This is a genomic window from Streptomyces xanthochromogenes, from assembly GCF_014650455.1.
In the GTDB taxonomy this organism is placed as follows: Bacteria; Actinomycetota; Actinomycetes; order Streptomycetales; family Streptomycetaceae; genus Streptomyces; species Streptomyces xanthochromogenes.
The window spans coordinates 225070-250093 of record NZ_BMUZ01000001.1 but is presented as its reverse complement, the minus strand read 5'-3'; the positions used below and the strand labels follow the sequence as shown (position 1 = coordinate 250093).

27 protein-coding genes are annotated in these 25024 nt (G+C 72.8%); 19 read left to right on the top strand and 8 right to left on the bottom strand.

Annotated elements, in window-relative coordinates; all coding sequences use genetic code 11:
- Positions 1-28: 28 nt before the first annotated feature.
- The 8 genes from IE267_RS01130 (at position 29) to IE267_RS01095 (ending at position 7631) form a co-directional block, all read left to right on the top strand.
- Positions 29-223, top strand: a complete 195-nt coding sequence (locus IE267_RS01130; RefSeq protein WP_100574914.1) for a hypothetical protein — start codon at positions 29-31, stop codon at positions 221-223.
- Positions 224-302: 79 nt separating this feature from the next.
- Positions 303-1190, top strand: coding sequence for an N-acetyl-1-D-myo-inositol-2-amino-2-deoxy-alpha-D-glucopyranoside deacetylase (gene mshB / locus IE267_RS01125; RefSeq protein WP_189761897.1), 888 nt, complete (start codon positions 303-305; stop codon positions 1188-1190).
- Positions 1187-1594, top strand: coding sequence for a DUF6113 family protein (locus IE267_RS01120; protein WP_189761896.1), 408 nt, complete (start codon positions 1187-1189; stop codon positions 1592-1594). The genes mshB and IE267_RS01120 overlap by 4 nt, the downstream gene beginning before the upstream one ends.
- 168 nt (positions 1595-1762) lie before the next feature.
- Positions 1763-3856 (top strand): hypothetical protein, encoded by a 2094-nt coding sequence (locus IE267_RS01115; protein ID WP_189761895.1) that lies wholly within the window; start codon positions 1763-1765, stop codon positions 3854-3856.
- A 292-nt stretch (positions 3857-4148) separates the two neighbouring features.
- Positions 4149-5087, top strand: a complete 939-nt coding sequence (locus IE267_RS01110) for an ABC transporter ATP-binding protein (protein WP_189761894.1) — start codon at positions 4149-4151, stop codon at positions 5085-5087.
- The gene (locus IE267_RS01105; RefSeq protein WP_161245120.1) at positions 5084-5824 is read left to right on the top strand and encodes an ABC transporter permease; all 741 of its coding nucleotides are present in this window, start codon (positions 5084-5086) and stop codon (positions 5822-5824) included. Before IE267_RS01110 ends, IE267_RS01105 begins: the two co-directional genes overlap by 4 nt.
- A gap of 71 nt (positions 5825-5895) precedes the next feature.
- The gene (locus IE267_RS01100; protein WP_229860632.1) at positions 5896-7029 is read left to right on the top strand and encodes a sensor histidine kinase; all 1134 of its coding nucleotides are present in this window, start codon (positions 5896-5898) and stop codon (positions 7027-7029) included.
- Positions 7026-7631, top strand: coding sequence for a response regulator transcription factor (locus IE267_RS01095; RefSeq protein WP_202518802.1), 606 nt, complete (start codon positions 7026-7028; stop codon positions 7629-7631). The genes IE267_RS01100 and IE267_RS01095 overlap by 4 nt, the downstream gene beginning before the upstream one ends.
- Positions 7632-7677: 46 nt before the next feature.
- Here IE267_RS01095 and IE267_RS01090 read toward each other — a convergent pair whose 3' ends face one another.
- The 3 genes from IE267_RS01090 to IE267_RS01080 all read right to left on the bottom strand — a co-directional run bounded on the left by IE267_RS01090 (position 7678) and on the right by IE267_RS01080 (position 10754).
- Positions 7678-8166 carry a DUF11 domain-containing protein gene (locus IE267_RS01090; RefSeq protein ID WP_167157201.1) on the bottom strand — a complete coding sequence of 163 codons (489 nt, stop codon included), beginning with the start codon at positions 8164-8166 and terminating at the stop codon, positions 7678-7680.
- Between the two features lie 720 nt (positions 8167-8886).
- Positions 8887-9717 carry a transglutaminase-like and tetratricopeptide repeat-containing protein gene (locus tag IE267_RS01085; RefSeq protein WP_167157199.1) on the bottom strand — a complete coding sequence of 277 codons (831 nt, stop codon included), beginning with the start codon at positions 9715-9717 and terminating at the stop codon, positions 8887-8889.
- 17 nt (positions 9718-9734) lie between these two features.
- Complete coding sequence (locus tag IE267_RS01080) at positions 9735-10754, bottom strand: GNAT family N-acetyltransferase (protein WP_167157197.1); 1020 nt, start codon at positions 10752-10754, stop codon at positions 9735-9737.
- A gap of 141 nt (positions 10755-10895) precedes the next feature.
- Here IE267_RS01080 and fdxA point away from each other — a divergent pair, with 141 nt between their 5' ends.
- Together fdxA and dapC are read left to right on the top strand one after the other, a co-directional pair.
- Positions 10896-11216 carry a ferredoxin gene (gene fdxA, locus IE267_RS01075; protein ID WP_018845645.1) on the top strand — a complete coding sequence of 107 codons (321 nt, stop codon included), beginning with the start codon at positions 10896-10898 and terminating at the stop codon, positions 11214-11216.
- A 103-nt stretch (positions 11217-11319) separates the two neighbouring features.
- Positions 11320-12417, top strand: a complete 1098-nt coding sequence (gene dapC, locus IE267_RS01070) for a succinyldiaminopimelate transaminase (protein ID WP_189761892.1) — start codon at positions 11320-11322, stop codon at positions 12415-12417.
- Between the two features lie 113 nt (positions 12418-12530).
- Here the strand turns inward: dapC and IE267_RS01065 are convergent, their stop codons facing one another.
- Positions 12531-12980 carry an ATP-binding protein gene (locus IE267_RS01065; protein WP_167157192.1) on the bottom strand — a complete coding sequence of 150 codons (450 nt, stop codon included), beginning with the start codon at positions 12978-12980 and terminating at the stop codon, positions 12531-12533.
- 320 nt (positions 12981-13300) lie between these two features.
- Entirely contained in the window at positions 13301-14272 is a 972-nt protein-coding gene (locus IE267_RS01060; protein WP_189761891.1) for a hypothetical protein, read from the bottom strand.
- 48 nt (positions 14273-14320) lie between these two features.
- Here IE267_RS01060 and dapE point away from each other — a divergent pair, with 48 nt between their 5' ends.
- Together dapE and IE267_RS01050 are read left to right on the top strand one after the other, a co-directional pair.
- Positions 14321-15400: a succinyl-diaminopimelate desuccinylase gene (dapE, locus tag IE267_RS01055; protein WP_189761890.1), complete on the top strand. Its 1080-nt coding sequence runs from the start codon at positions 14321-14323 to the stop codon at positions 15398-15400.
- 148 nt (positions 15401-15548) lie between these two features.
- On the top strand, positions 15549-16310 hold the full coding sequence (locus IE267_RS01050; RefSeq protein WP_161251564.1) for an LOG family protein: 762 nt from the start codon (positions 15549-15551) through the stop codon (positions 16308-16310).
- A 7-nt stretch (positions 16311-16317) separates the two neighbouring features.
- Here the strand turns inward: IE267_RS01050 and folP are convergent, their stop codons facing one another.
- Positions 16318-17202, bottom strand: coding sequence for a dihydropteroate synthase (folP, locus tag IE267_RS01045; RefSeq protein ID WP_161251566.1), 885 nt, complete (start codon positions 17200-17202; stop codon positions 16318-16320).
- A gap of 136 nt (positions 17203-17338) precedes the next feature.
- Between folP and IE267_RS39365 the strand changes: the two genes are divergently transcribed.
- Complete coding sequence (locus tag IE267_RS39365; protein WP_373304455.1) at positions 17339-17761, top strand: hypothetical protein; 423 nt, start codon at positions 17339-17341, stop codon at positions 17759-17761.
- On the top strand, positions 17758-18339 hold the full coding sequence (locus IE267_RS01035; protein ID WP_161251567.1) for a DNA-3-methyladenine glycosylase I: 582 nt from the start codon (positions 17758-17760) through the stop codon (positions 18337-18339). The genes IE267_RS39365 and IE267_RS01035 overlap by 4 nt, the downstream gene beginning before the upstream one ends.
- A 25-nt stretch (positions 18340-18364) precedes the next feature.
- On the opposite strand, the gene chcB is transcribed toward IE267_RS01035, so the two are convergent.
- Positions 18365-19165, bottom strand: coding sequence for a 2-cyclohexenylcarbonyl CoA isomerase (gene chcB, locus IE267_RS01030; protein ID WP_161251569.1), 801 nt, complete (start codon positions 19163-19165; stop codon positions 18365-18367).
- Between the two features lie 320 nt (positions 19166-19485).
- On the opposite strand from chcB, the gene IE267_RS01025 reads away from it, so the two are divergent.
- Positions 19486-19653, top strand: coding sequence for a DUF3117 domain-containing protein (locus IE267_RS01025; protein ID WP_003966491.1), 168 nt, complete (start codon positions 19486-19488; stop codon positions 19651-19653).
- Between the two features lie 102 nt (positions 19654-19755).
- On the opposite strand, the gene IE267_RS01020 is transcribed toward IE267_RS01025, so the two are convergent.
- Positions 19756-20421 (bottom strand): O-methyltransferase, encoded by a 666-nt coding sequence (locus IE267_RS01020; protein ID WP_161251571.1) that lies wholly within the window; start codon positions 20419-20421, stop codon positions 19756-19758.
- A 163-nt stretch (positions 20422-20584) separates the two neighbouring features.
- Between IE267_RS01020 and sigE the strand changes: the two genes are divergently transcribed.
- The 4 genes from sigE to IE267_RS01000 all read left to right on the top strand — a co-directional run bounded on the left by sigE (position 20585) and on the right by IE267_RS01000 (position 24959).
- Entirely contained in the window at positions 20585-21361 is a 777-nt protein-coding gene (gene sigE, locus IE267_RS01015) for an RNA polymerase sigma factor SigE (RefSeq protein WP_189761889.1), read from the top strand.
- On the top strand, positions 21358-22350 hold the full coding sequence (locus IE267_RS01010) for an anti-sigma factor family protein (RefSeq protein WP_189761888.1): 993 nt from the start codon (positions 21358-21360) through the stop codon (positions 22348-22350). The genes sigE and IE267_RS01010 overlap by 4 nt, the downstream gene beginning before the upstream one ends.
- A 90-nt stretch (positions 22351-22440) precedes the next feature.
- Complete coding sequence (locus IE267_RS01005; RefSeq protein ID WP_189761887.1) at positions 22441-24327, top strand: trypsin-like peptidase domain-containing protein; 1887 nt, start codon at positions 22441-22443, stop codon at positions 24325-24327.
- A 182-nt stretch (positions 24328-24509) separates the two neighbouring features.
- Complete coding sequence (locus IE267_RS01000) at positions 24510-24959, top strand: sec-independent translocase (RefSeq protein ID WP_161251577.1); 450 nt, start codon at positions 24510-24512, stop codon at positions 24957-24959.
- The last annotated feature ends 65 nt before the right edge of the window (positions 24960-25024 follow it).

The window sequence follows — 25024 nt, the reverse complement described above, 5'->3', positions numbered from 1 at the left end:
CCACCGGAACAGATGGAGGTGAACCGCCGTGGCACTCTCGATTTCGGCGGTGGTGCTGCTGGCGATCGTCGTCTTCCTGCTGGTCCGGAAATCCGGGCTCAAGGGCGGACACGCGGCGATCTGCGTCCTGTTGGGCTTCTACCTGGCGAGTTCGTCCATCGCCCCGACCATCAGCCAGGTCACCAGCAACGTGGCCGGAATGATCGGCGGGATCAAGTTCTAGCCGGGGCGGCCCGTACCGATCCCCGCGAGCGGCCCGGCGGCCGGGGCGCCGCCCGGCCCCGGCCTCGTAGGCTTGCCCCATGTCGGAACTCCCCGCCCGCCGTCTCCTCCTGGTGCACGCGCACCCGGACGACGAGTCGATCAACAACGGCGCCACCATGGCCAAGTACGCCGCCGAAGGCGCGCACGTCGCCCTGGTGACCTGCACGCTCGGCGAGGAGGGCGAGGTCATCCCGCCGGACCTCGCCCATCTCGCGCCCGACCGGGAGGGCGGGCTCGGCGCCCATCGCATCGGTGAACTCGCCGCCGCGATGAAGCACCTGGGCGTCACCGACCACCGCTTCCTCGGCGGACCCGGCCGCTTCCGCGACTCCGGGATGATGGGCGCCGAGCAGAACCACCGCGCGGGCGCGTTCTGGAACACGGACGTGGACGAAGCGGCCGGGTACCTCGTGGAGGTGATCCGTTCGCTGCGCCCGCAGGTCCTGATCACCTACGACCCGGACGGCGGCTACGGCCACCCCGACCACATCCAGGCCCACCGGGTCGCCATGCGCGCCGCCGAACTGGCCGCCGAGCCCGGCTACCGCCAGGAGCTCGGCGAGCCGCACACCATCGCGAAGATCTACTGGAACCGGGTGCCCCGCCCGGTGGCCGAGCGGGCCTTCGCCCGGCTGCACGCGGCGAACACCGACTTTCCCGGCATCGCCGTCATCGACGATGTGCCGGGCGTAGTGGACGAGTCGGACGTCACCACCGAGATCGACGGCACCGCGTACGCCGCCGCCAAGACCGCCGCTATGCGCGCCCACGCGACCCAGATCGCCGTGCGGGGGCCCTACTTCGCGCTCTCCAACGACCTGGGCCAGCCGATCTTCACCACCGAGTACTACCAGCTCGTCTCCGGCGACGGGGCGGTCGCGGCCGGGCGGCGCGAGCACGATGTGTTTGAAGGGGTGGGCGAATGAGTACGCGTACGGCCATGGACGACACGAGGACGCCCTCCAGGGCCGCCCGCATCGCGCTGTACGCGGGGCTCGTCGTCCTCGGTGCCCTCGTCGCCGCCGCCGGGGCGCTCGTCCAGGCGGCCTGGTTCCCGGGTGGGCTCGTCCTCGCGCTCGCCGGTGCGGTCGGCCTGTTCTACTCCGGTACGCAACTGACCGGCGCCCGGAGCGGAGTGGGGGCGCCCGCGGCCGGCTGGCTGATCACGGTCGTCCTGCTGACCGCCTCGCGCCCCGAGGGCGACTTCGTGTTCGGCGCCGGAATGGGGTCGTACGCCTTCCTGCTCGGCGGGATGGTCGCCGCTGTGATCTGCGCCACGATCGGCGGATTCACGCAACCCGGCGCCCCGGCCGCCCGACTTGGCAAGTGACGTGCACGGTCGCCGCGACGCAGTAGAGAGGGACGGGGCACGCCTTCTCGGGCCCGCCCCGTACGCGACGGCGGCGGCCAGTATGGTGGTGCGCGCCGCCGAGCCGCCCGTACAGAGGCACCACAAGAACGAGACCGGGTGGCGGAGCCGATCGGGAGAGAACCAGCCTTGAGTCGTGAAACTGACAGTTCGTCCTCCGGCCCCCAGGGGCGGGGCACAGCCGGGTACCCGTCGGGTACCCCGCCCTACGGAACCCCGTCGTCACCGGGCCAGGACACTCCTGAGGCCGCCGGCGAACCGGACGAGCCGAAGACCGAGACCACGCTGACGACGCGGATCCGGATCAACATCCCGGGCTCGCGCCCCATTCCGCCCGTCGTGATGCGTACGCCGATGAGCGACACCGCCAAGGTGGCCGAGTCGGACGCGGTGAGCGAGCGCACCGGCTCGGTGCCCCGGCCCGAGGCCCCCGCGCCGGAGCCCGAGGAGCCGGCCGCCGGGGAGCGCCCCGCCAGCGACTGGTTCGCCCCGCGCAAGTCGGCTTCGGCGCCCGGATCTTCGACGACCCCGCCGGGCGGCACCCCGCGACCGGACCTTCCGTACTTCTCGGACGGCCCGGGCGCCGGTGCGCCGAACGGCGACGCAACTGCCCGTGCGAACGGCCTCGGTGGCTCCGCCGGGTCGCGTCCCGGCGAGCCCTCCGGACCGACCACGGGACCCGTCACCGGGAACGCCGCGCTGCCGGTCCGGCCCGTCGGCAACCGCCCCGGCGCCCGGCCGGGCCCGGAGGCCAGGCCCGGCGAGCCCTCGCTGTTCGGCGCGGCGCCGGGGCAACCCCCGGCTCCTTCGCCCGACTTGGGCCGTGGTCCGGACCAAGAGCCGCGCCCGGGCGCCGACATGGGATTCGGCGACGGACCGCGTCCCGGTGAGGCCGCCCGCCCCGGCCAGAACCCGCTGACGACCCCGGGTACCGGCGGCCACCCGTTCGCTCCCGACGGGACGGGCCCGGCCCCCGTCCTGTCGGACGACACCGCGATCCTCACCCCGCAGGTCCCGGCGCCGAGCCCGCTCGGGCACTCCGTGGGCAACCCGCTGGCGAACCCGGCGGTCAACCCGGCGGCGCCCGCCCCGGGCGGCCACGTCTCCGGCGACACCCTCACCAGCGGCATCCCGGTGATTCCGCCGGAGCACCGGGGGGCGTCCTTCCCGTCCGGTCCCGGCGCATCGCCCGGCGGTCCCACGCTCACCCCGCCACCGGCCACCGACCTGGACGCGGCCGAGCCCCCGGCGCCGCCCAAGAAGGCCTCCGCGCCGGCCTCGCCCGCCAAGAAGAAGGGCCGCTCCAAGCTGGCCCTGCTCGGCGGTGGAGTGATCGTCCTGGCCGGTGTCGCCTACGGCGCGGGTCTGGTCCTCAACCACTCCGAGGTCCCCAAGGGCACCACCGTCCTCGGCGTCGACATCGGCGGCGGCACCAAGGAGGCGGCGGTCTCCAAGCTCGACCAGACGCTCGGCAAGCGCGCCAACCAGCCGCTGCGCCTCACGGTCGACGGCAAGCAGGAGCAGCTGAAGCCGGAGATCGCGGGTCTGTCCCTGGACAGCCAGGCGACGGTGCGGGCGGCGGCCGGCAGCGACTACAACCCGGTGTCCGTCATCGGCTCGCTGTTCGGCGGCAAGCGGGTCGCCGAGCCGGTGATCCCGGTCGACGAGGAGAAGCTCGGCGTCGCCCTGACCGACCTCGCGGGGGCCTCGGGCTCCGCGACGGAGGGCACGATCAAGTTCGTCCCGGGCAAGGCCGTGGCCGTGCCGGGCAAGGCGGGCAAGTCGCTCGACGTCAACCGCTCGATGATCGCGGTCAAGGACGCGTACCGGACGCTGGTGCAGACCGGCAAGGCGGACGCGGTGCCGCTGCCCGTCGCGGTCCGGCAGCCGACCATCAGCCAGGCCGAGATCGACCGGGCGATGCAGGAGTTCGCCAAGCCCGCGATGTCGGCGAACGTGATGATCAAGGCAGGCGGCAAGTCGCTCCCCCTCGGTCCGCTCAAGTCGCTCCCCAAGATCCTCTCGATGAAGGCGGACAACGGGAAGCTGGTGGAGGTCTACGACAAGGCCGCCATCACCGAGCTGATCGGCAGCACGTTCAAGGGTGTGATGGTCAGCGAGGGCGGCCCGAAGCACGAGGTGTCCGCGGATGACGTGGCTGCCGCCATGAAGACGGCGCTCCGGGGCAAGACGACGGCTCAGCGGACCGTGACGATCGACTGAACCCGGTCCGGTTCCGGTTCCGGTACGGGGCTGCGGGGTGCGGTTGCCGGCCGGTGTCGGCCGGTTTTGCGCAGTTCCCCGCGCCCCCGGGCTGGTGTGCGGGTGCGGGCCGAGTGGGCTGGTCGCGCAGTTCCCCGCGCCCCTGTAGGGCGCCCGGTGTCGCGGGGCAGGGGGCTGTCCCTCTGCCCCTGTAGGGCGCCCGGTGTCATGTCGCTGGGCATGACATCCGTCATGCCGGAGTCACGACGCACGCCACTGCCGTCGTGCGGGGGCCCTGGGCGAACCTGGGGGCATGACGCAGACAGCCCCTCCCACCGAGCAGCGGACCGCACCGTCCGTGGTGAGCTTCGAGAACGTGAACAAGAGCTACGGCGACGTCCGCGCCGTGGCCGACCTGTCGCTGCGGCTCCACCCCGGCGAGACGGTCGCCCTGCTCGGCCCCAACGGCGCCGGCAAGTCCTCCACGCTCGATCTGCTGCTCGGGCTGCGCAACGCCGACTCCGGCACCGTCAGCCTCTTCGGCATGACGCCCGCCCAGGCCATCAACGCCGGCAAGGTCGGCGCGATGCTGCAGAGCGGCGGCCTGATGGAGGACGTGACCGTCCGCGAGCTGGTCAAGCTCGGCTGCGATCTGCACCCCAAGCCGCACCCCGTGGCCGAGGTCATGGACCGCGCGGGGATCGCCCAGATCGCGGACCGCAAGGTCAACAAGCTCTCCGGCGGCCAGGAGCAGCGCGTCCGCTTCGCGCTCGCGACCGTCGGCGCCAACGACCTGATCGTCCTCGACGAGCCGACCACCGGCATGGACGTCACCGCCCGCCAGGCGTTCTGGGCGACCATGCGCGAGCAGGCGGCGCAGGGACGTACCGTCCTGTTCGCCACGCACTACCTGGAAGAGGCCGACGCGATCGCCGACCGCGTGCTCGTCCTGCACAAGGGCCGCCTCCTGGCGGACGGCACCGCCGCCGAGATCAAGGCCAAGGCGGGCGCCCGCCGGGTCAGCTTCGACCTGGAGGGCGCCATCGACGAGGCCGCCCTGCGCGCGCTCCCCTTCCTGTCCACGATCGACATCTCGGGCCGCACCGTCCGCATCCAGTCGCACGACGCCGACGCCACGATGCACGCGGTGTACGGGCTCGGCCTCTACCCGCGCAACCTCGAAGTCGCGGGCCTCGGCCTGGAGCAGGCCTTCGTCGCCATCACCTCGGCCGAGGAGGCCAACGCAGCATGAACACGTTGATCAAGCTCGAAATCACCCGCACCCTGCGGAACAAGAAGTTCATGTTCTTCTCGGTGGTCTACCCGTCGGCGCTCTACCTGCTGTTCGCCGCCTCGCAGAACAGCACCGACAAGGTCAAGGGCACCGACCTCACCTTCCCCGCCCTGTACATGGTCTCGATGGCCTCCTTCGGCGCGATCACGGCCGTCCTCATGGGCAACAGCGAGAAGATCGCCAAGGAGCGCGAGAAGGGCTGGGTGCGTCAGCTGCGCCTGACCACCCTGCCGGGCCGCGGCTACGTTCTGGCCAAGATCGCCAGCGCGGGTGTCGTGACCCTGCCGTGCATCGTGGTCGTCTTCCTGGTGGCCGCCGTCACCAAGGGCGTCCGGTTCGAGGCCTGGCAGTGGGGCGCCCTGACGGTCGCCATCTGGGCGGGCTCGCTCTGCTTCGCCGCGCTCGGGGTGGCCATCGGCTACATCGCCAGCGGTGACGCGGTCCGCCCGATCACGATGATCATCTACTTCGGTCTGTCGATCCTGGGCGGTCTGTGGATGCCCAGCACGGTCTTCCCGCAGTGGCTGCAGAACATCGCGGAATGGCTGCCCACCCACGCGTACGCTGCCCTCGGACAGGCCATCGAGCTGGGCGACGCCCCGCACGGCAAGGACCTCGCCATCCTCGTCTTCTACTTCCTGCTCTTCGCGGGCGGCGCGGCATGGCTGTACCGGAAGGACACCCTGAAGGCGTGAGTCCCGTGAACCAGGGCCACAGCGAGGAACCGGCGGTGCGGATCGGGCTGAGCCCCGAGACGCGCCGCCAGATGCTCCAGAAGCTGATGTGGGTCGGCATCTGGCTGGCCTTCATGAGCGCCCCGATCGGCGATCTGCTGGACGGCAACCACACCACCGTGGCCACCGCCCTCGGCTGGTTCGGCCTCGCCGGCTTCGTGACCGTCTACCTGGCCCTGGTGCTGCGGCACACCGCGCGCCCGATGGCCACCGCGACGGTCTACAGTCTCCTCGGCCTCCTGGCGGCGGTGGCCCTCACGCTCTCCCTGGCCCTGGGCGCCCCGTGGCTGGTGCTCTTCGTCTACGTGTCCGTCTCGTGCGGGGCCACGCTCTCGCCGGGCCTCGCGACCTGGGCGATCCTCGTGACGACCGCCGCGATGACGGCGATCGGTACGCGCGTCACCCATGTCGGCGACGTCGTGCCGGGCCTCGCCATCCCCGCCCTGCTAGGCGGCTTCGCGATGACCGGCGTACGCCATCTGATCCGCACCTCGGTGGAGCTCCGCGAGGCCAGGGCCACCGTGGCCCAACTCGCCACCAACGAGGAGCGGTTGAGGATGGCACGCGATCTGCACGACCTGCTCGGCCACTCCCTCTCGCTCATCACGCTCAAGAGCGAGCTCGCCGGGCGGATGCTGCCGGACCGCCCCGAGCAGGCGGCCAGGGAAGTGGCCGACATCGAACGGGTCGGCCGTCAGGCCCTGGCCGACGTACGGGCCGCGGTGAGCGGCTACCGCCGCGTCACACTGCCCGCCGAACTCGCGGGCGCCCGTACGGTGTTGAACGCCGCGGGCATCCGGGCGGACGTGCCGACCGAGGCACCCGAGGGGCTTCCCGCCGCGGCGGAGGAGGTGCTCGCCTGGGTACTGCGCGAGGCCGCCACCAACGTCGTACGCCACAGCGGCGCCCGGCACTGCGCGATCACGCTCGACGCCAGCCAGACCCTGGACGGACGGTTCCTCGAACTGCGCGTCCGGGACGACGGCAAGCCCCGTCCCGGCGCGTCGGCGCCGGTCCCGGGCCACGGGCTCACCGGGCTCAGGGAGCGCCTGGAGAAGGTGTCCGGTGTCCTGGAGACGGACGCGGGACGCAAGGGCTTCACCCTCACCGCCCGGATTCCGTTGATTCCGGACACGTCCGAAACCCCTCTAGTATCCGGCCCATGATCCGACTTCTCCTGGCCGAAGACCAGTCCATGGTCCGTGAGGCCCTCGCCGCGCTCCTCGGCCTGGAGCCGGACATGCGGGTGGTCGCACAGGCCGCCCGGGGCGACGAGGTCCTGGACGCGGCCCGGGCGCACGACGTGGACGTGGCCCTGCTCGACATCGAGATGCCGGGCCGTACGGGCATCGAGGCGGCGGCCGAGCTGCACCGCGAGCTGCCGGCCGTCAAGATCGTCATCCTGACGACCTTCGGACGGCCGGGCTATCTGCGCAGCGCCATGGAGTCGGGCGCGGACGCCTTCCTCGTCAAGGACGCCCCGGCGGCCCAACTCGCCACGGCGGTACGGAAGGTGCTGGCGGGGGAGCGGGTCATCGACCCGACGCTCGCCGCGGCCGCCCTGGCCGAGGGGGCGAACCCCCTGACCGACCGCGAACGCGATGTGCTGCGCGCGGCTCAGGGCGGGGCGACCAACGCGGAACTGGCCACGGCGCTGTCCCTCTCGCAGGGCACGGTCCGCAACTACCTCTCCATGGCCATCCAGAAACTGGCCGCCCGCAACCGTGCGGAGGCGGTCCGCATCGCCCGTGAGAAGGGCTGGCTGTAGGGGGCCGAGAAGGGCCGGTGGGGTGCGCCCACCGGCCGGGGTGCTCTCAGCAGCTCACCAGCAGCAGGGTCAGCGCCGAACACACGTGGACGGCCGCGTTGTTGCCCGGGTCCGGGTCGGCGGGGGTCAGGTCGACCAGGGCGGCGGTGACCGGGAGGTTGCCGCTCGCCGTCAGGAGGCCGGCGTGCAGCGTCAGCTTCTTCGTGACGGTGGCGCCGGACGGGATCGCGCCGAGCGCGCACACGGCGGTCCGGTTCGTCTTGTCGATCGTGCAGCCGGACGCGGAGGGGGCCGTGAACCCGGCCGGATAGCTGAACCACACCCGTGCGGCGCTGACGGCCGAGGGGCCGGAGTTGGTGACGCTCGCGGTGAACGTGGCGGCGTAGATGCCGAGGCCCTTCGGGGAGGCGTCGAGCGAAACGGCCAGGTCGGCCTGGCCGGTGTCGGCCCCGGCGGGGGCCGCCGTCCCGAGGGCGAGGAGGGGCAGGAGGAGGGCGGGGGCGAGGCGGGCGGCTATGGGTCTGAGGCGTGGCACGGTGACTCCCGGCGAGGTCGGTGGCATGGCTGTGGCTGCCTCAACGGGGCGTGTGGTACGCCCTGTTGAGGCCGCGCCCACAGATTGTGACCGTTGCCCGCCGCGCCGGCAGCCGTTTCCCCCGGCCGCGTGGGATTGGCCGAATGTACGCCCTGGCTCCGCCCGGGCCGGGGGGTTTGCCCGCCCGCCCGTTGCCCGGGGTTGGCTGGGTTCCGGCTCCCTGGGGCTGCGCCCCGGACCCCGGGGGGTTTGCCCACCCGCCCGCCCGTTGCTCGGGGTTGGTTGGGTTCCGGTCCCTGGGGCTGCGCCCCAGACCCCTGCGGGGGCTCCGCCCCCTGCACCCCCGTTCGCGCCTGAACGGCGCTCGTCCTCAATCGCCGGACGGGCTGTAGGTGCCCCAGCACCGAGTCTTTCAGGGGCGCGAGGAACGGCGCGAGAAGCGACCACGGTCCGCAGCCGTGAACGGGGTTGGGGGCGCGGGGAACTGCGCGACCGGCCACGCACGGTGCGAGGGCGGCAGGGGGTTGGGGGCGCGGGGAACTGCGCGACCGGCCACGCACGGTGCGAGGGCGGCAGGGGGTTGGGGGCGCGGACACCGCGGGTCCGGGATGGCCCGGGCATCTCAATCGCCCCCGGGGTCCAGGGGCACCCATCGGCCCCGGGGCCCGGGGCGGGCCAGGCATCCATCGCCCCCGGGGCCCGGGCGGGGCGGAGGTGGGGTCAGTTGAGCATGGCCCGTGCCGCGAAGGCCCTGCGGCGGACCGCGGCCGCCGCAGCCGGATCCACCGGGTCGAGTACCGCCGCATAGGCGGCAAGCTCCGCCGCCCCGGTGACGAACTCGCCCCGCCGGACGAGGAGTTCCGCGCGCTCCAGGCGCAGCGCGGCCGGGTGCGAGGGGAGCAGCAGGGAGAGGTCCACCGCCCACAGGGCGACGGCGCTCTGCTCCGGGCGGGCCGCGGCCCAGGCGCGGATGTTGTTCAGGACGCGCAGCACGGTCTCCAGCGGCGCGGCCGGGCTCAGCATCGACTCGTCGAGGCCCGCCCCCGTCGCCCCGGCCACGAGCAGCTCCGTGTCCGCGCCGCTCAGCAGCCGTCCCCCGTCGAACGGGTCGACGAGGACCCGGTCCTCGCGCGGGCCGAACCCCACCACGAAGTGGCCCGGCAGGGCCACCCCGTACACCGGCGCCCCGGCCCGCCGGGCCACCTCGATCCACACCACCGACAACAGGATGGGCAGCCCGCGCCGGCGCCGCAGCACCTCGGGCAGCAGGGACGACTCCAGGCGCTGGTAGTCGGCCGCGCCGCCCCGGAACCCGCAGGCCGTGCCGAGGAGTTCGGCCATGGCCTCGGCCCAGGAGCGGGCGTCCGTAAGGCCGTAGGGGAGCAGCCCGGCCAGCCGGTCCAGTTCGATCTGCGCCGCGTCGATGCCCCGTTGGCCGAGCGCGGGGTCGGCGACCGCGCCCAGCAGCAGGCAGAGCCTCCCCGTGTCGGGGCGCTCGGAGCGGGCCTCTTCGGCGAACTCCCGCCGCCAGTCGGTGACTTCCGGATCCATGTCGGCCTCGTAACCGGTCAGCCGGCGTCGGCGTCGGGGCCGGAGGGGGCGCGGAAGTGGTGGTAGCCGTGGTGCGTCGTGAAGCCCAGGCCGTCGTAGAGCGCGCGGGCACCCTCGTTGTCCGCCTCCACCTGGAGCCAGGCCGCCGACGCGCCCTCGTCCAGGGCCCGGCGGGCGAGGGCCGCCATCACGGCCGTCGCGAGGCCGCTCCGGCGCCGAGCCGGGTCGACCTCGACCGCCATGAACCCGGCCCAGCGCCCGTCCACCACGCACCGGCCGATCGCCGCCGGCACGGCCCCCTCGCCGGGGACCGAGGCGAACCACACGGAGGGCCCGCTGCCCAGGACCTTCAGGACCTGCTCGCCCGGGTCCACGGAGCGCTGGTAGCGGCTCAGCCACGCCTCGTCGACACCGCGCTCCAGGTGCACCGGGGACACGTCGGCGGCCACGTCGCCGATCGGGGCGAGGGCCGCGATCCGCACCTCCGCGCTCACCTCCCGCTGCCAGCCCGCCCGTTCGAGGTCCGCGCAGAGCACCTCCTGGGTTCCTTCGGCACCCGTGGCGGTCTGGACGTAGGCGGGCAGGCCCCGGGCCGCGTACCAGTCGCGTACCCGGGCGAGGGCGTCCGGCAGGGGCAGGCCGGGGTCGCCGAGGGGGAGGGCCGAGTTGGCCCGGCGGGTGAAGCCGGCCGCGGCCCGTAGCGTCCATCCGCCGAGCGGCTCGCTCTCCACGGGCTGCCAGGCGCGCGCGAGCACCGGCGCGAGTTCGGCGAAGGAGGCGGCCGGACCGCGGCGACGGGCCGGGGCGGCCGGGACGACCTTGCCGGCGACGAGCGCGGTCTCGTCGACGAGCACCGTCTCACCGCTCTTTCGTGTGATCGACAACACACCGTTGTCCCACGAGGTGAGCACGCCGACCGTGTCCGTGAAGCGGGAGCCTGGAGTTCCGCTGGAGCTCAGGCGCCGGACTGATACGCGTTTGCCCGTATCGGACGCCGTAATTCGGACCTCAAGCCGTCCGCCGGTGGTGAATTCCACAGGTCTCTCCGCCCCTCCTGTTCGGATCGTGCCCCGAACCGGAGATACTAGGTGCGGGCATCGACGACGCCGCGCTCCCGCGCGCCACGTGGACGGAGCCGCAGATCGGCCCGCCGCGCCCTATCGAGGAGGAACGACAGCGTGACCTACGTCATCGCGCAGCCTTGTGTCGACGTCAAGGACAAGGCGTGTATCGAAGAGTGCCCGGTCGACTGCATCTACGAGGGCTCCCGGTCCTTGTACATCCACCCGGATGAATGCGTCGACTGTGGCGCCTGCGAGCCGGTGTGCCCGGTCGAGGCGATCTTCTACGAGGACGACACCCCGGACGAGTGGAAGGACTACTACAAGGCGAACGTGGAGTTCTTCGACGAGCTCGGCTCGCCCGGTGGCGCCTCCAAGCTCGGCCTGATCGAGCGGGACCACCCCTTCATCGCAGCGCTGCCGCCGCAGAACGGCTGATCGCGCTTCCCCGGTCCCCGTACGGCGCAGCTGCCGTACGGGGCCGCGGTGTTTCCCGGCGCGGCTCGCACAGCACCGTACGTACGAGAAAGTGAGCACTCCCGTGAGCGCAGTCTCCTCACGCCTTCCCGTCTTCCCCTGGGACAAGCTGGAGCCGTACAAGGCGACGGCCGCGGCCCACCCGGACGGCATCGTGGACCTCTCCGTCGGCACGCCCGTCGACCCGGTCCCCGCGCTCGTCCAGGAGGCCCTGAGCGGTGCCGCGGACTCGCCGGGCTATCCCACGGTGTGGGGCACGCCCGCACTGCGGGACGCGATCAAGGGATGGCTGGAGAAGCGTCTGGGCGCGCGCTCGGTCGAGCACACCAACATCCTGCCGGTGGTCGGCTCCAAGGAGCTGGTGGCCTGGCTGCCGACCCAGCTCGGCCTCGGCGCCGGCGACCAGGTCGCCTACCCGCGGCTCGCGTACCCGACGTACGAGGTCGGCGCGCGGCTGTGCGGTGCCGAGGCGGTCGTCTACGACGATCCGACGGAGCTGGACCCGACCCGCCTGAAGCTGCTCTGGCTCAACTCGCCCTCCAACCCGACCGGCCGGGTGCTGGCCAAGGACGAGCTCGTCCGCATCGTGGCGTGGGCCCGCGAGCACGGCGTGCTCGTCTTCTCCGACGAGTGCTACCTGGAGCTGGGCTGGGAGGCCGAGCCCGTCTCGGTGCTGCACCCCGACGTGTGCGGCGGGAGCTACGAGGGCATCGTGGCCGTCCACTCGCTGTCCAAGCGCTCCAACCTGGCGGGCTACCGGTCCGCCTTCGCCGCCGGTGACGCCGAGGTGCTCGGCGAGCTGCTCCAGATCCGCAAGCACGGCGGCATGATGACCGCCGCGCCCGTACAGGCGGCCACCGTCGCGGCCCTGGGCGACGACGTCCATGTGCGGGAGCAGCGGGCCAGGTACGCGGCGCGGCGCGCGGCGCTGCGCGAGGCCCTTGAGGGGCACGGCTTCCGCATCGAGCACAGCGAGGCCAGCCTGTACCTGTGGGCGACCCGCGACGAGGGCTGCTGGGAGACGGTGGCCCATCTCGCCGGGCTCGGCATCCTGGTGGCGCCCGGCGACTTCTACGGCGAGGCCGGCGAGCGGTTCGTGCGGGTCGCGTTCACCGCGACCGACGAGCGCGTGGAGGCGGCCGTGAAGCGCCTGGCCCCGTAGCGGCCGGACGTACGGGCCGTACGCCGACAAGGGCGACACGCGCGCACCGCACGCATGCGAAGGGGCCCGGGGAGTGTGACTCCCCGGGCCCCTTCGCATCACCGGCGTCCCGGTCAGCCGAGGGGCAGGCCCTTCAGGGGGAGCTGGTCGGTGCTCGGCACGCCCCGGGTGGGCAGGTTGCCGCCCGGCAGGCCGCTCTGGGTGGCGGTCTTGGCGGCCGAGCCGAGGATGTCGCCCGCGCTGCCCGCCGCGTCGCCGGCCGCCTTCTGCGCGGCCGGGGTCGCCACCTTGCCGGTCTGGCCGACCGTCTTGCCCGCGGCCGGCACGGCCTTCTTGACGGCCTCGGCGCCGGTGTTGCCGGCCATGCCGGTGGTCTTCTGGGTCACCCCGTCCACGGCGTTGCTGACCGAGCTCGGGTCCATCTGGGTCAGGCCGCTGAGGTTCGGGGCGACCTGGGGGACGTCCACGGCGCTTGCGGAGCCGGCCGCACCGACCACGGGCGCTGCACCTGCCGCGATGAGCAGCGCGGCGCGGGCGATCCGACGGGTCAGGGGGAGGGACATGATGCTCCTTCAGACGGGTTGGAAATGTGTCGCTGTCCGGCGTTCGGACGCAGTGACAACCGCCGTGAGGGGAGGAGAGGTTGCGGTGGCCCCGGGTAAAGAGTTCCCAATGCGTCGCATTATCTACTCTGGATAAAAGCGGGCAATTGATTCATCGATCTGAGAGTTGATGAGGCGTCAGATCCCTTTGTGCGCAAGGGAATTGACGGTTCTTCCGAACGGCGACCGGACGCGGGTGCGAAACCCGGAACCGGCGATGCGCCGGTACTTCGGTCGAGTGCCGGACCGAACGCGTGACCGGGGTGTGATGCGGGGCCGATCTAGGGCGCGAGGGTGATCCGGACCTCTTGCGTGCCGTCGGCGGGGGCGCCCACGGCGGTCCCCGGGCCGGGGGACACGGAGGCGTCGGCCGACGCGGCGGTCCAGCCCCGGGCCGATGCGTCCGCGCTCCAGACCCGGCCCGCGTAACTGACCCGGGCGATGTGCAACGCCTCCGCCTGGGCCACCGCCCAGTGCGCCAGGGACCAGCCGCGCTGCTCCAGGCCGGTGCCGGCGGCGGCCGCGCTCTCGGTGACCCGTACCGGCACGGCCACGTCCTTGCCCGCCCCGGCCGGCTGCCGGGCCGGCACCACGCCCTCGCCGAACGCCTTCGTCAGGTCCTGTCGCACCTCGGCGGGGTCGCCGGGCCGCACGTTCTCGGCCACCGTGCAGGTCAGCGACGCCGCCTGGCGGCCGGTCAGCGCGGCCGTGAGCACCGCGGCGTCCGGCTCGTGCTTCGCGTACGCCTGCGGGAAGCCGCTGCGCTGCACCTTCTGCGCGGCCACGGTCAGCGGAAGCCGCGAGTAGCCGGGCACCTCGGCGAGGTGCTGGTAGAACTTCCCCGCCGAGTAGACCGGGTCCATGATCTGCTCGGCGCTGCCCCAGCCCATCGAGGGCCGCTGCTGGAAGAGGCCGAGCGAGTCCCGGTCGCCGTGGTCGAGGTTGCGCAGGCCCGACTCCTGGAGCGCGGTGGCCAGCGCGATCGTCACGGCCCGTTCCGGCATTCCGTGGGCGAGCCCGACGGCCGTGATCGTCGCCGCGTTCCGCGCCTGCTCGGGGCTCATCCTGAAGGTGGCACCCTGTCCGCCGCCCGCCCCGGCCACACATCTGGGCGCCCCGGGCCCCCCGCTCACGTACTGCACCACCAGATAGCCCGCGAGCGCGAGCAGCACGGCGACGGCCGCTCCGACACGTAGGAGGCGGCCGCGTCGGGAGGGGCGCGGGAGGTCGCTGAGCTCGGACACGGAGCCCACCGTACTGGAGCGCGAAGGCCCCCCGGCCTTGGCGTTAGGGTCGGACGCATGGCCCAAACCACCCTGGATCTCACCGCGGACGCACCCATGCTGACCGCCCGGCTCGTCGACTTCGCCTCGGTCAGCGGCGACGAGAAGTCGCTGGCCGACGCCATCGAGCGCGAGCTGCGCAAGCTGGCCCACCTCACCGTCGCCCGGCACGGCAACAACGTGGTGGCGCGCACGGACCTGGGCCGGGCCGAACGGATCATCCTGGCCGGGCACATCGACACCGTGCCGATCGCCGACAACGTGCCCTCCCGCCTCGACGAGGACGGCGTGCTGTGGGGCTGCGGGACGAGCGACATGAAGTCGGGCGTGGCGGTGCAGCTGCGCATCGCGCAGACGGTGACCGAGCCCAACCGGGACCTCACCTTCGTGTTCTACGACAACGAGGAGGTCGCCGCCCACCTCAACGGCCTGGGCAAGATCGCCGAGGCCCGCCCCGAGTGGCTGGCCGGTGACTTCGCGGTGCTGCTCGAACCCTCCGACACCGAGGTCGAGGGCGGCTGCCAGGGCACCCTGCGGGTGCTTCTGAGGACCAGCGGCGAGCGCGCCCACTCCGCCCGCAGCTGGATGGGCTCCAACGCCATCCACAAGGCCGCCCCCATCCTCGCGAAGCTGGCCGCCTACGAGCCGCGCCGCCCGGTGATCGACGGCCTGGAGTACCACGAGGGCCTCAACGCGGTACGGATCGAGGGGGGCGTGGCAGGCAACGTGATCCCGGACGCCTGCACGGTCGTCGTCAACTACCGCTACGCGCCGGACCTCAGCGGCGAGCAGGCGCTCGCCCACGTCCGCGAGGTCTTCGCGGACTGCGACATCGCCGAGTTCGTCGTCGACGACCACTCGGGGGCCGCGCTGCCCGGGCTCTCGCACCCGGCCGCGGCCGCGTTCATGGCGGCGGTGGGCGGCACCGCGCGGCCCAAGTTCGGCTGGACCGACGTCGCGCGCTTCGGCGACCTCGGCATCCCCGCGGTCAACTACGGGCCGGGCGACGCGCTCCTGGCGCACAAGCGGGACGAGCACGTCGTCGTCGAGCGGATCACCCGGTGCGAGCAGCGCCTGCGGGCCTGGCTGACCGACTGAGCCCGCTCCCGAGGGCCCGCGCACGCCGGGCGGGCCCTTCTTTCCAGCCGTCGGTAGCGGTGTGGCCTGCCGGAATTCCGCCATTCGTCATGTTCGCCGACCTACCCTGGCTGAGCACGCGCAACATCGTCAGCGGAGGGAGCACGGCATGGCCAACCCCGAGGGAAGCCCGTTTCCGGCGGAGCAGCGGCTCGAACAGCGGCTCGGACCGGTGCTGCGCCGCCGCGACCAGGTCCAGGCCGGCACGACCGATCAGCGTCTCCTCGACTCCGAGGGCGACTCCCAGTGGGTCCACACCGACCCCTGGCGGGTCATGCGCATCCAGTCCGAGTTCGTCGAGGGCTTCGGCGCGCTGGCCGAACTGCCCAGCGCCATCAGCGTGTTCGGCTCGGCCCGCACCCCGGCCGGCTCGCCCGACTACGAGGCCGGCGTGCGGATCGGCCGGGCCCTGGTCGACGCGGGCTTCGCGGTGATCACCGGCGGCGGTCCGGGCGCGATGGAGGCCGCCAACAGGGGAGCGCGGGAGGGCAACGGCATCTCCGTCGGCCTCGGCATCGAGCTCCCCTTCGAGCAGGGGCTCAACCCGCACGTCGACATCGGGATCAACTTCCGCTACTTCTTCGTGCGCAAGACCATGTTCGTCAAGTACGCCCAGGGCTTCGTGGTGCTGCCGGGCGGACTCGGCACCCTGGACGAGCTGTTCGAGGCGCTCACCCTGGTGCAGACGCGCAAGGTCACCCGGTTCCCGATCGTCCTGTTCGGCACCGAGTACTGGGGCGGCCTCGTGGACTGGCTGCGCAACACCGTGGTCGGCCAGGGCAAGGCCTCCGAGGGCGACCTCCTGCTCTTCCACGTCACCGACGACGTGGACGAGGCGGTCGCCCTGGTCACCAAGGAGACCGGGCGCTGAACGCGCCCTAGGCGAGCCCCCGGCGGGCCACCGCCGGGGGACGGTGGCCCGCGATCGAGGCCACCATGTCCAGGACCTGCCGGGTCTCCGCCACCTCGTGGACGCGGTACACCCGGGCGCCGAGCCAGGCGGACACCGCCGTCGTCGCGAGCGTCCCGATCACCCGTTCCTTCACCGGGCGGTCGAGCGTCTCGCCCACGAAGTCCTTGTTGGACAGCGAGACGAGGACCGGCCACCCCGTGTCGGACATCTCCTCCAGACGCCGGGTCGCCTCTAGGCTGTGCCGGGTGTTCTTCCCGAAGTCATGGCCCGGGTCGATCATGATCCCGTCCGGTCGCACGCCCAGCTCGACGGCCCGCTCGGCCAGGCCGAGCGTGACCCGCAGGATGTCCGCCATGACGTCGTCGTACGCGATCCGGTGCGGCCGGGTGCGCGGCTCCACCTCGCCGGCGTGGGTGCAGACGAGACCGGCCCCGTACCGCGCGGCGACCTCGGCGAGCTTCGGGTCGAAGCCGCCCCAGGCGTCGTTCAGGACGTCCGCGCCGGCCTCGCAGACCGCCGCGGCCACGTCGTGCCGCCAGGTGTCCACGCTGATGACGACCTCGGGGAAGCGCCGGCGGACCTCGGCCACGAACCCGACCGTGCGCCGCGCCTCCTCCTCGGCGGTGACCTCCTCGCCGGGGCCCGCCTTGACCCCGCCGATGTCGATGATGGCCGCGCCCTCGGCCACCGCCTGCTCCACGCGGGCGAGCGCGGGCTCGTCCAGGAAGGTCGCGCCCTGGTCGTAGAAGGAGTCGGGGGTCCGGTTCACGATGGCCATGATCACCGGTTCGTACGCGGTGAATTCGCGCCGGCCAAGCCGCAGCGTGCCGCGGTCCGTTCCGCTGTGCATCCCCTGTTGGTCCTTTGCTGTGGGTCCGGCCGTTGTTCGCCTGCGACCCTAACTGTCAGTGCCGCATGGCACGATCGGACCCGACAGTTTCCGGCGTCGGGAAGGCTCGCTCGTGTTCTGGTTCTTGCTGATCGCGATGGTCGTCGTGGTCACCGCAGTGACCCTCGCCGTGGTGGGCGGCGGCGGCGACGAGGCGGCCGTGCTGCCCGACGCCGAGCCGGAGCACCTGGTGGACCCGCTGCCCGAGCACCGCCCGGTGGCCCGGGCCGACGTGGAGGCGCTGCGCATCCCGGTGGTGCTGCGGGGCTACCGGATGGCGGACGTCGACGACGTCCTGAGCCGCCTCGGCGCCGAGCTCGCCGAGCGGGACGCCCGGATCGCCGAGCTCCAGTCGGCGGCGCGCCCGGCGGTCCACGACCGGCGGACACCGCAGTCCGGCCCGGCCGCCGCAGCACAGCCCGGGCCCGGCGCTCGCGAGGGCACGCTCCCGGGTTCCGGCCAGGACCTGGTGACGCCCCCTCACCGGGCCGAGCCGACCGAGGAGGAGCCCCGGCGATGAGTGACGCGATCCCCGGCCCCGACGGGCGCCCGCGCTGCCCCTGGGGTCTTTCCACCGAGGACTACGTGGCCTACCACGACACCGAGTGGGGCCGCCCGGTCCACGGCGACGACGCGCTGTACGAGCGGCTCTGCCTGGAGGCCTTCCAGTCAGGTCTCTCCTGGATCACGATCCTGCGCCGCCGCGAGGGCTTCCGGCAGGCCTTCGCGGGGTTCGAGATCGCGGCGGTGGCGGAGTTCACGGAGGCCGACAAGGAGCGCCTGCTCGGCGACGCGGGCATCATCCGCAACCGCCTCAAGATCGAGGCGACCGTGGCCAACGCGCAGGTCCTGGCCGACTGGGCGCCCGGCGAGCTCGACGAGTTCATCTGGTCGTACGCGCCGGACCCGGCCACCCGCCCGGCCCCCCGCACCCTCTCCGAGGTCCCGGCCGTCACCGACGAGTCGACGGCCCTGTCCAAGGCCCTCAAGAAGCGCGGCCTGCGCTTCGTCGGGCCGACGACGGCGTACGCCCTGATGCAGGCCTGCGGGCTGGTCGACGACCACCTCGTGGACTGTGTGGCGCGGGGCGGCGCCTGAGCACCGCCCCTCTCGGCCGGTCGGCTCAGCGCCCGACGTACTTCGGCTTCTCCTTGGCGAGGAACGCGGCCACCGCGATGGCGTGGTCCTCGGACGCGCCCGCCTTCGCCTGGAGTTCGTCCTCCTTCTCCAGCGTCTCGGCCAGCGTGTGTCCCGCGCCATGGGCCAGGGAGGCCTTCAGGGCCCCGTACGCCACGGTCGGGCCCTCGGCCAGGGTGCGGGCCACCGCGAGGGCCGCTTCGGCCAGCTCGGCGGCCGGTACGACCTTGTTGACCAGGCCGATCTCGTACGCCTCCGATGCGGAGATGGAGCGCGGGAACAGCAGCAGATCGGCGGCGCGGGACTGGCCGATCAGCCGGGGCAGCGTCCACGAGACGCCCGAGTCGGCGGTCAGGGCCACCCCGGCGAACGAGGTGTTGAACGCCGCGGTGTCCGCGACCACCCGGTAGTCCGCGGCCAACGCGAAGCCGAGTCCGGCGCCCGCCGCCACGCCGTTGACGCCGGCCACCACGGGCTTGGGCATCCCGGTGAGCGCCGTCAGGATCGGGTTGTAGTGCTCGCGCACGGTGCTCATGGTCTGCCCGGTGCCCGCCTCGCGGTCCGCGGTCAGCGAGGCCACGTGCTCCTTCAGGTCCTGCCCGACGCAGAACGCCCGGCCGGTCGCGGTCAGCAGCACGGCCCGTACCGCGGCGTCCGAGGCGGCGGCCCGCACGGCCTCGCGGAGCGCGACCTTGGCCTCGGTGTTCATGGCGTTCATGGCCTCGGGCCGGTTGATCGTGATCGTCGCGAGCCCGTCGCTCACCTCGTACAGCACGGTGTCGGCCATGGTGGGATCCCCTCCGTCGCGGATGCTTCTCGGTCGTCGTATCCGCTCAGCATGGCGGAGATCACGAGCGCTGGGCATGTGACCTGCGTCTAACAATCCGGCTACCGTCGGGAACCCGCGGCGGCGAAGTATCGCAGGCGGATCGCCGAATTGAGTGGTTTTGATAGAGCGCGTTGCCCAAGCGATGCGGACCGATGTTGGTCATCGGGTCCTGCCATGCGGGATAATGACCTGGAAGCAATGTGTTCGATGCCGTGACGCGTGCCCAATCCCGGGGGCCGTCGGCTGACGATGAGCTGGTTTCAGGAAGGGGAACGAGCATGGCGGCCATGAAGCCGCGGACGGGCGACGGCCCGCTCGAGGTGACCAAGGAGGGGCGGGGCATTGTCATGCGCGTTCCGCTCGAAGGCGGCGGTCGGCTTGTCGTCGAGCTGACTCCGGACGAGGCCGACGCCCTCGGCGACGCCTTGAAGAAGGTCGTCGGCTGAGTTAGCGGCACGACCCAGACTCTTCACCGCCCCGGTTCGGCACACACGAGCATGTGTGCCGAACCGGGGCGGTGTCGTAGGTAGGGGTACGCCGCGGGGCGCTCAGCCGCGGCGGACCGCGCAGAGCAGTCCGTCGCCGACCGGCAGCAGCGAGGCCAGGAGCTCGGTGCTCTCGCGCACCGCGCGCAGCAGTTCGCGCAGCCGCAGCACCTCGGCCGGCTGGGCCGCCGAATCCACGGTGCGGCCGTCGGCGAAGACGCCCTCGAAGCAGACGATTCCGCCGGGCCGCAGCAGGCGCAACGATTCAGCGAGCACGTCGAGCGACTCCAGCGGGTCGCCGTCGCAGAACACCAGGTCGTACCCGCCGTCCGCGAGCCGGGGCAGGACGTCCAGCGCGCGCCCGGGGATGAACCGGGCCCGGTTGGCGGCGAAACCCGCCGCGCGGAAGGCCTGTTTGGCGAACTGCTGGCGGTCCGGCTCCGGGTCGACGGTGGTCAGCACGCCGTCCGGGCGCAGTCCTTGCAGCAGGTAGATGCCGGAGACGCCGGTGCCGGTGCCGATCTCCGCGACCGCCTTCGCGTCCGCCGTGGCAGCGAGCAGCCGCAGCGCGGCGCCTGTCCCCGGGGACACCGAACGCAGGCCCGCGTCCCGGGACCGGTCGCGGGCCCAGCGCAGTGCGTCGTCCTCGGCGACAAAGGCGTCCGCGAACGCCCAGCTCGTCTGCCGGTTGGCGGTAATGGCCCTCTCCTGTCCCCTTGGTTGGCGCAACGGTGACTGTATCCGTTGGCGTCGGGAACTCGCAGATGGGACCGCGCGTTATGGGGGCAGGGGAACAGCGGGGGAGCGCATGGACGGGTTCAGGGGAGAGGGCCGGAAGCCGGTCCCAAATGCACGTAAAGATTCTTATCCGGAGCTAACGGGCGAGGTGGCTATGGTAGGGGCTCCACTGGACACCACCAGAGCCGACAGGGGAGGTGCGGCTGCGCCTGTGGATCGGGGAGGAGTGCTGCGGCGCTTTCTCAGGTCGGCGGGTGAGCCGAAATCCGTGACCAACTTTGCTGACCGTTCCCGCGCTACCAGCTCCGCAACTACCGCGACCTTCGCCGACGCGGATTCCCAGGCGTGGACTCCCCCTACGTGGGAGGAGATCGTCAGCACGCACAGTGGCCGGGTCTACCGCCTCGCCTACCGTTTGACGGGAAACCAGCACGACGCCGAGGACCTGACGCAAGAAGTCTTCGTCCGTGTCTTCCGCTCCCTGTCGACGTACACGCCGGGCACGTTCGAGGGCTGGCTGCACCGCATCACCACCAACCTCTTCCTGGACATGGTCCGCCGCCGTCAGCGCATCCGCTTCGACGCGCTGGGCGACGACGCGGCGGAGCGGCTGCCCAGCCGCGAGCCCAACCCCCAACAGGCATTCAACGACGCGCACTTCGACGCCGACGTCCAGCAGGCGCTGGACACCCTCGCGCCCGAGTTCCGCGCGGCCGTCGTCCTCTGTGACATCGAGGGCCTCTCCTACGAGGAGATCGCCGCCACGCTCGGGGTGAAGCTCGGTACCGTCCGCAGCCGGATCCACCGCGGCCGTTCCCACCTGCGCAAGGCCCTTCAGCACCGTTCGCCCGAAGCCCGCGCCGAGCAGCAGCGCGCGCTGGCGGGGGTGGCGCCCGGCGCTCTCGGGGTGGCCGGAGAGGGGATGGCGTGAGTGGTTCGAGTCCCACCCCGGCCGAACAGCACCTCGGGGACCGGCTCGCGGCCCTGGTCGACGGCGAGCTGAACCACGATGCCCGCGAGCGTGTCCTGTCCCATCTGGCGACCTGCGCCAAGTGCAAGGCGGAGGCCGACGCCCAGCGCAATCTGAAGAACGTCTTCGCCCAGGCGGCCCCGCCGCCGCCCTCCGAGGGTTTCCTCGCCCGGCTCCAGGGCCTGCCCGGCGGACCGGCCGGCCCCGGAGACGACGACGACGGCTCCGGGGGACCGCTGGGCGGGGGACGCCGAGCCGACGGGTTCTTCGCAGGATCCGGAGTGCTGAGCCCCACGGCCGGCGATTCCGGGGACCCGCGCGTTCCCCGCCCGGGCGGTTTCGGCTACGTTCCGGTCGGCTCCCACGCGGCCGTTCTGCCCGACGGGCTGCGCGCCGGCTTCCGCATCCACGAGGTGGGCAGGTCTGAGCAGGACCGCCCGGGCTCGCCCTGGCGCGGCCGCCGATTCGCGTTCGCCGCGGCGAGTGCCGTGTCCCTCGCGGCCATCGCGCTCGGCGGCACGCTCCCGCTGGGCTCGGCGTCCGGGGCCCGTGCCGCGGGGACCGGCAGCAATGTCGTGCCGATGCGGTCCAACAGCCCTGCCCCGAGCGGCAGTTCGGCCGAGGACCGGCGCCGCGGTGGCGCGGCGGCCGGTTTCCTGTCGGCGATGTCGGCACAGCCCATGGCGACCGCCGCACCCGGCCCCCGCACGCTGAACGCCATGCCCGCGCAGAACGGCCCGGTCCAGCCGCTCGGCGGCGCGTTCCCGGCGGGCCGGCTGAACGGCTCGTCCTTGCCGCCGCTCATACGGCCCGCGGTGGCGACGCTGCCGCTCACCACGACGGACCTCACGACCGGGGTGCTCACCGCCGTGCCCTCCGTGGCACCGGGGGCGCCGCAGCAGCTCGCGGCGCCGATCACCCCTGGGCTTCCGCTGGCCGTCCGGCACTGACCGTGCTCTGCCGCCACCCCGGGCGACCTGGTTGAATCCCGGGGAGGGGTGCTCGTCGGAGCACGCAGGGAAGCCAGTTGCGGGGAGAGCATGAACGAGCAGCCCACCGGGCCGAAGCCGAAGTGGTGGAGCCGTCCGCAGACAGACCGCCCCCGCGCCACGGAACCCCCGGCCGACGCCTACGACTTGGCACCGCCGGCCGGGGCGACCGAGCCCGTCCACCCCGTGCGGGAGCGGCCTGGCGCCCCGGAAGCCAGTACTGACGCACCGTCAGTTTCGGCTTCCGATACTCCGGCCGCCGATACTCCCGCTTCCGAGGCGGAGTCCATACCGGGCGGTCCGGCCCCCGAGCCCCCGTCCCCGGGCTCCCCACCGAGCACCCCCGAGCCCCCGGCCCCGGCCCCGCCGTCGAGCGCCCCCGGGCCGAGGGCCCCGCGGCCCGCCTCTGCCACCGGCCCCGCCGAGCCGGTCGATGCCCCGGCTTCGCCCGCACCCCCGGCCACCCGGCCCATCCCCGCCGAGTCGGCCGGGAGCGCCGCACCCCCGGCCCCGCGTCAGCCCCTGCACGCTCCCGATCCCTACGGCACGCCCCCGTACGGCGGTCCCGGGCCGTGGGCGCCGGCGCCGCCCGTGCAGCGACCCGTGCCGACACCGCCGGGCGGCACCGCGCTGCCGCAGCAGCCCCCGTACGCCGCCGGCCAGGCGCCCGCGCCCGAGCCCCCGTACGCCGCCGGCCAGGCGCCCGCCTCCGAGGCCCCCTACGCCGCGCCTCCGGCGCCTCCGGCGCCCCCTGCTTCCCAGTGGTTGCAGTACGACCCCTGGAGCGCCCCGGGGGAGCCGTTCACCAAGGCGGGCGACCCGGTGCCCAGGAAGCGGCGGCGCGGGGCGCTGCTGGCCGGGGCCGTGCTGCTCGCCTTGGTCGCCGGATGCGTCGGCGGCGGCGTGGGCGCGTACGTCGAGCGCAACGGCGGGATCACCAGCGTCAGGCTGCCGCAGTCCGGCAAGGAGCCGCAGGGCAGGGCGCCGGACAGCGTCGCCGGGATCGCCGCGAGCGCGCTGCCGAGCGTGGTCACCATCCATGTCACCGGCGCCGCGGAGTCCGGTACCGGCACCGGCTTCGTCCTCGACAACGCCGGGCACATCCTGACCAACAACCACGTCGTGAAGGCCGCGGGCGACTCCGGGAAGATCTCGGTGACCTTCAGCGGCGGCGAGAGCGTGGCCGCCCAGGTGGTCGGCCGCGACACCGGGTACGACCTCGCGGTCGTGAAGGTCAGCGGCGTATCGGGGCTGAAGCCGCTCGCGCTCGGCAACTCCGACAACGTCCTGGTGGGGGACCCGGTGGTGGCGATCGGGGCGCCCTTCGACCTCTCCAACACGGTCACGTCCGGCATCATCAGCGCCAAGGAGCGCCCGATCACGGCGGGCGGCGAGGACGGCGACGGCAGCGATGTCAGCTACGTCGACGCGCTCCAGACCGACGCCCCGATCAACCCGGGAAACTCCGGCGGCCCGCTCGTCGACTCCAAGGCCCGCGTGATCGGGATCAACAGCGCGATCAGGTCCGCCGGGAGCGGTGGCTCGGAGGGCAGTGGCGGCCAGGCCGGCTCGATCGGCCTCGGCTTCGCCATACCGATCAACCAGGCCAAGCGGGTCGCCGAGGAGCTGATCAACACCGGCAGGGCCACCCACCCGGTGATCGGCGTCACGCTCGACATGAAGTTCACCGGCGACGGCGCCCGCGTGGCCGACAAGGCGGTCGACGGCAAGCCGTCCGTCACCGCGGACGGCCCCGGCGCCAAGGCGGGCATCAGGCCGCAGGACGTGATCACCAAGGTGGACGGCCAGCGGGTGCACGGCGCCGAGGAGTTGATAGTGAAGATCCGTGCCCACCGCCCCGGCGACCGGCTGCGCCTCGCCCTCACGCGGGACGGCAAGGAACAGGAGCTCACGCTGACGCTCGGCTCCGCCTCCTGAGACCCCCGGTACGGGGCCGGGCCGCGCCCGGCGGACCACCGGCCCCGTACCGATGTCCAAAGGTCACCCCGCGGGTACCGCGGCGACAGTTTCGCCGGGTACCGTGGAGCGGTCCATGACGGGACGCGGGGCTGAGAACCAAGCGCCGAGATCGCGAGCACTGAGAACACGAGGAGCAGCGGGTGTTCAACGACATCGGGCCCATGGAGCTGGTCACACTCGTGGTCCTCGCCGTGCTCATCTTCGGCCCGGACAAGCTCCCCAAGCTGATCCAGGACCTGTCGAACATCATCCGCAAGGTGCGCAGCTTCTCCGAGAGCGCCAAGCAGGACATCCGGGCCGAGCTGGGTCCCGAGTTCAAGGACTTCGAGTTCGAGGACCTGAACCCCAAGAACTTCGTCCGCAAGCAGCTGATGGACAACGACGACCTGGGCCTGAAGGAGATCCGCAACAGCTTCGACCTCCGCAAGGACATGGAGGAGGTCGCGGACGCCGTGCACGGACGCGAATCGGCCCCCGCCACGACCGCGGCGGGCGGCGCGGTGAACGGTTCGGCCACCCCCGACCTGCTGAAGAAGCGCGAGAAGCTGGACCCGGGCGAGCGCCCGCCGTTCGACGCCGACGCCACCTGACGGGCGCCGATACCCGCTGATACACGCCAATCCGACATGGGCTTTTCCGGCGAGCCCCGAAGAGA